Here is a 6,299-nt window from a genome sequence, read left to right on the forward strand (position 1 = left end):
GAAAGCAACGCCGAGAGTGAGAAAAATAGCTTTATTGGGCAAACTCGCTTATCCAGAGCTGAGGTTAATTTAGCTTTAGATAACGATAATGCATGATAAATAGATAGAAAATGAGGCTTAAAGGGAATAGTTGATGATAAGAATCATGACAAAGTCAGATTTTGTTGAGTTTTGGCCTACGTTTGAGGCCATCATTTTAGCGCAAGAAACTTACGCATTTTCACCGAGCATGAATTGTGATGAGGCATTTTCGTTGTGGTGTGAAAGCGCATTAGTGGCCTTTGTTTTTGAAGAAAAAGGGAAAATATTAGGGACGTATTATTTGAAAGCCAATGGGATGGGCCCAAGCAGTCATATCAGTAATTGTGGTTATATGGTTAGTGCAGATGCTAGAGGTAAAGGGATTGCTAGACAAATGTGTATACACTCACAAGAGGTTGCGGTTGAAAAAGGCTTTAGTGCAATGCAATACAACTCAGTAGTGTCGTCAAATCAAGTGGCAATTACACTGTGGCAAAAGCTGGGGTATAACATTATTGGCACAATTCCAAATGGATATTGTCATGGTCAATTGGGGTATATCGACAGTTATATTATGTACAAACAATTATCAGCTGTATAAAGCGCAGTTCTTTATATAGATGACATAAAGGCCCCGAAGAGGCCTTTATGTCATTGAGTAAAGTATAGACTATTCTAGCGCTAAACGACTTATGTAAAGTAACGACATAGCGAGTTTTTTGCCTTGTTATTACACCACTTACTTTAAAATCGAGCTAAGAATTTATTCACTGACTCTAACTCCCTACGTTTCAGGGCGATACAGGTATGCACACTTTCACTCACTTTCTCTAAGCTACGTTGGTAACCAGATACAGCAGACACTTTCTCTTTAAAAAATGCTTGGGTTGTTTTCAAATCATGTATTTCACACCCATTTCCGGTATAGCTAGGCAATGTTGGTAACATGAAAGGTGGCATTTTTTTACTAAGGGCCGCATAGTTTTCATATATCCAAGTTCTGAAGTGCTTTTTCCGAGATTCAGTATAACCTTGGCCTGAAAATATAATCCTTAAATCTGACGGAGTGACTTTGTCAGTTAATGCATAATCAAGTACTTTGCTTTGCAGTGTTTTACTACCAAAATAACTGAGTGCAGCCAATAAGTGTGTGCGTGTTTGTGGCTCTTTAGTTGTCTCAAAAGCATTTTGGTATGCTTTGAGTAAATCGACATCGCCATGATAGGCCGCCAATTTTAAGAACGTACCCGCAAGATATGGATCCACTTTTGTCGAGTCTGTTAAATACAGCGCGGTTTGTTGTTGAGCTGTTGTGATTATGCTTTGATCTTTTCCATCAAATCCTTGTAGAGCGATAACAATGGCACGCAAACTTGAAATGGCGGGTATTTCTTGCGGTTTCGAGGTCAAGCCATATTGAGCAATGGCAGGCTGAATACTCCGGCGAATGAAACCAGGCCAAAACTCTTCATTTTGTTTCGTTTTAAAGGTACTTTTTTGCGCTCGAAGTAGTCGAATCGCATTGCTTGCAACACGAGGATGTTGGTCACTGGCAAATTGTTCTAATGCAGCCATAAGCTGCCCTGCATTAATTTTACCTGCATCAAGCAGCGCATCAGCAGCAGAAAGCAAGGCGAGCCTTTCTCTGTCTGATAAGGCACTTTTAGCATGTTTCAATAGAGTATTAAATTGTTGCTCTTCTAACATCCAGCGATAATAGCCTAATGCACCTTTATCTGGATAAATCCATTGTGGTTCGAAGTCTAATTGTACTTTTTGTGATTCTTTATTGAGCAATATTTGTGTAGAAGCCACTTTATCACCTTTACCATATTTGATGGTGACAGGGACATTCCATAGCTGCTTGGGCGCCTCTACGCCAGCATTGGCGAATCGTTGTTGTGATAATGTGAGCATTTTCCCGCTTTGAGTCACAGAAATGAGTGGGAATGACGACTGTTCTACAAATGAACTTAAAACACTTGCAACATCTTTGTTAGATGCGAGGCTTAGCTCTCGCCATAAGTCAGCAGCTTCAGCATTTTTGAAGGCATACTTTTTCATATAAGCACGCATTCCTTTTTGGAAAGCGTCGGCGCCAATCCAATTTTCGATCATAGATAAGACGGCGCTCCCTTTACTGTATGCAAGACCAAGCCCATCCATGATATCTGCTTCGGTTTTAATGGGCTTCCTGATCGGTTTAGTTGATAATTGTGCATCGAGTGCCATAACGTAATTTTGTGGCAAGTCTAAATGGCTGTTAAACTCAGGGTTGAGCTGTTGGGTCACTTTAGCAGCCATCCAACTCGCAAAAGCCTCATTAAGCCACAAGTCATTCCACCATTTCATGGTGACGAGATTGCCATACCATTGGTGTGCCAATTCATGCGCAATTACAGATACATTGGTTTGCTTTTGGCGACTCGTTGCGTTGTTAGGATCAACCAGCAGTATATCTTCACGGTATGTGACTAAACCTGAGTTTTCCATAGCACCAAAGGGGAATTCAGGTACCGCCACCGAATCTAATTTCTTATAAACGTAGGGAATACCAAAATAATCTTCTAGTACCTTTAAGACTTTGGGCATATTGTCGATGGCGTAATCTGCGAGCGCGAGTTTACCTTGTGGCGTGATCACTTTCCCTGGAATTGGCATACCTGTGATGGCTTTTTCTTCAAAGGGTCCCACCGCCATAGCGACTAGGTAGCTGGGGATAGGGGGAGTTACGTCGAAAAAGTGTGTGGTATTGGTTTTGCTTTTCTGTGCTTTTATCAGCGGTGTATTGGCGTATACCTTTTGATCATTCGGTGCTGTGATGGTTAATTGAAACGGAATCTTATATTGCGGTTCATCAAACACAGGGAATGCACGGCGCGCATCACTCATTTCAAATTGTGTAAATAGATAGGCTTTACCTTGATCTATGGTTTTATATAAGCCAACGCTTTGCTGATTATATGGGGCATCAAAATTGATAGTGAGCGTGTATTTACCCGGTTGTAACTGTTGGTCACAGTGCAGCCTTACCTTGCCTGTTTTCAGCATGGTATTGGATAAATCACACTCTGTATTGCCAATCAGTTTTGCAAGTTCAATAGCATAATCTAGACCATTAATTTCAATATAATGAGTTGCTTCTAGCACGCTTAGCTCTATGCGGCTGATACCACTAAAGGTATCTTTATTAGGGTCTAATGTGAGGTGTACTGATTGTGAGCTTGGCTTAGCGAGTGGTTCAATAATGTAATCATTGTCTTCACTGGCGTGCGCAGTCTGTATTGCTAAGCTAATAGCGAGGGCTAACAAGCGTTTATAAAACATGGTTGGGGGTCCTTAATTATTCTTGTTATTCGGTTACCTGAATACAGGTCTAAATATAAAAATTGTTATTACTACAGACTATCAGTTCACTCATAGACATGGAAGCGTATGGGTAATAGTCAGAGAGCTGTTTTTACTGACAGGCATGAAGTTAAGTAACCTCAGGTTTGGATAAGGGTTTTGGAATAGGAAGTGTTTTGAAAATAAACTTACGTACAATCCAATGATGATATTTTGTTCAATATCAAGGCGCTTTTATGCAGTAATAGCGGGCTATTATAAATGAAAGCAACGCCGAGAGTGAGAAAAATAGCTTTATTGGGCAAATTCGCTTATCCAGAGCTGAGGTTAAGTAGTAGAAAGAACCTTAGGTTAGTGATATTCGATAAGCTCGTCTAAACTAATGACATATCTCTTTAACAGAATGGGTTAGTATGCGCTTGAAAGTGCGTTTGATTGCGGTGTTACTGTTTACTTCTTTACTGCCGTTATTAGTTGTATTTGTATTGAGCATTACGCACAGCTCTGAACAAGCGCGTCGCTTAAGCATCCAAGGGGCGTTGGCGCAAGTAGGAAATGCCGCGGCGCTGTTTGAGCGATACTTTATTCAGCGTAAGTCAGAAATTGCGCTAATGGCGCGAGACCCTCGTATACAAAGCATGGATTTTGTCGCCATGCGACCTTTTTTGATTGAAGAAAAAAGTTTGCAAAACAGTGTATATGAGAAGTTTATCGTCGGTACCAAAGACGGTAGTTTTCATAATACGGAGGGAGGAAACCCTCATCAAAATATGAAACGGACGTTTGATGATAGTCAACCCTATTCGATGCAAAAAACCATTAAGAAACGGGATTATTGGAAAACAACGGTAGGTGAGAACGTTGATAACAAAGCAATGACGTTCGTTTCAGATCCGATGATTTCTTACACCACCGGCGTTCGGCAAATTGTGGTGAGTGCGAGTATTTTAAATAAAGAGCAAAAGGTAGTTGGATTGCTAGGTGGCAGTATCCCATGGCGAGAAGTTGACCGATTGGTATCATTGGTCCAATCACAAGTAATGACGCAGTTCGATAAAGAAGCACGTTTCATGTTGGTCTCGAATTATGGGTACTATATGTACCATTGGGATCCAAGTAAGGTGATACAACTTAAGCGTCATAATGATACTTGGGTATTAAATGAAATTGGAGAAAAGGTATCGGTAAGATTAAAAATAAATGAGGAGTCGAATGAAGCGATTAGGGCTTTGGGCCTAAAAATGCTCGCAGGTCACACTGGGGTTATTGAGCTTAATGATCCAGATAGTCATGAGCCACAACATGTATTTTTTGCCCAGATCCCAGCCGCTGGTTATAGCATAGCCGTAGCTGTACCCAATTCGGTTATTTTCGGGCCTGTTCAAGAGTTGAAAGAGCTTCTATGGGGCACCTTCATTGTGGTGCTTGTCATAATAATAGGCTTGGCGATAAAGTTATCAGCACAGATTTATGCACCAATACATAACTTGATTATGGCGTCTAAAGCACTTTCTGGAGGAGACTTTACTTACAAGTTGTCGAACTATAGAGAGGATGAATTAGGAGAGCTGAGTCGTGCATTTATGAAAATGCGTGATCAAGTGCACATGCGCGAAAATGAGTTAGAAAAGCATGTGAAAGAACGTACCCTTGCATTTGAGCAGGCAACAGAAGAAGCACAGCATGCGGTACTGATTAAAAGTCGTTTTTTAGCCAATATGAGCCATGAAATTCGAACACCATTGAATGGCCTACTGGGTATGCTTGAGTTATTACAAATGCAATCGACGCTGAGTGCAGAACAAATAAAATTATTAAATATGGGGACTACCTCGGGGCAGCATTTGTTATCTTTAGTGAATGATATATTGGATATTTCTAAGTTAGAAGAGGGCCAAGTAGAACTCGTCATTGAAGATTTTTTTGTTTCAGACATGTTAGATGAAATTTTAGTCATGTTAGCACCTTCTGCAGATCAGAAGTCACTTGAATTGGTCGTTAATTGTGATGCAAGCGTACCAAGCGAGATAAAAACAGACAAAGTTCGATTAAAGCAAGTCTTGGTAAACGTGATCAACAATGGGATTAAATTTACATCACAGGGGAGCGTGGAAGTACAGATATCTGCCAGCCAAGAAGCGACTCAGTGGCGCTTGCAATTCCGTGTGATAGATACAGGGATAGGGATTAAACCAGAGCAATTAGAACGGATCTTCCAACCATTTCAACAAGCTGATGACAGCACAACTCGAAAGTTTGGTGGCACAGGACTTGGGCTGAGTATTTGTCGAGAATTGGTCACATTGTTGGGGGGCGAAATCGCTATTCAGTCACAATATAGCAGTGGCACGCAAGTTACGTTTAACATTTCAGTGTTAGAAGGTGAAACGCGCATTAATAATGGCGTTTTATCCATTGCAGAGCAGCCTTTAGTAGGCAAAGTATTGGTTGCTGAGGACAACCCAATCAATCAGATGGTCATTAATGCAATGTTAAGTAAATTAGGGTTGGAGGTGTGTCTTGTTGAAGATGGAGGATTAGCGGTTGAACAACTGGAATTGGAAGCTTTTGATTTGATTTTGATGGATATGCATATGCCTAATTTAGATGGTATTGAGGCAACAAAACAGATCCGTCGAAGTCAAAAATGGCGAGGTCTCCCGATAATAGCCACCACAGCAAACGTTTTACCGCAAGATATAGCACTATGCTATAGCGCAGGAATGGATGATCATTTAGGTAAGCCATTACAAATCAATGAACTACGGAAGACGCTGGTCCGTTGGCTTCCTAAGTAGTAAAAACCTTTATATATTAATTGCTTTTAACCTAGAACAGCGTATGTGGGTTGAGTGGTTGTAATTAACCTCAGCTCTGGATAAGCGCATTTGCCCAATAAAGCTATTTTTCTCACTCTCGGCGTTGCTTTC

Annotated in this window: 3 protein-coding genes; 2 read left to right on the forward strand and 1 reads right to left on the reverse strand. The window is 40.8% G+C overall.

All coding sequences use genetic code 11. The annotated features are described in order from the left end of the window. Positions 1-133 precede the first annotated feature (133 nt). Positions 134-622: a GNAT family N-acetyltransferase gene (locus J8L98_RS24200; RefSeq protein WP_210998620.1), complete on the forward strand. Its 489-nt coding sequence runs from the start codon at positions 134-136 to the stop codon at positions 620-622. Between the two features lie 143 nt (positions 623-765). On the opposite strand, the gene J8L98_RS24205 is transcribed toward J8L98_RS24200, so the two are convergent. After that, the gene (locus J8L98_RS24205; RefSeq protein ID WP_210998621.1) at positions 766-3,348 is read right to left on the reverse strand and encodes a M1 family metallopeptidase; all 2,583 of its coding nucleotides are present in this window, start codon (positions 3,346-3,348) and stop codon (positions 766-768) included. A gap of 434 nt (positions 3,349-3,782) precedes the next feature. Here J8L98_RS24205 and J8L98_RS24210 point away from each other — a divergent pair, with 434 nt between their 5' ends. After that, a complete protein-coding gene (locus J8L98_RS24210; RefSeq protein WP_210998622.1) occupies positions 3,783-6,167 on the forward strand; it encodes an ATP-binding protein in 2,385 nt (794 codons plus the stop codon). The last annotated feature ends 132 nt before the right edge of the window (positions 6,168-6,299 follow it).

This window comes from Pseudoalteromonas sp. MMG013 (assembly GCF_018100885.1).
Classification (GTDB): Bacteria; Pseudomonadota; Gammaproteobacteria; order Enterobacterales; family Alteromonadaceae; genus Pseudoalteromonas; species Pseudoalteromonas aurantia.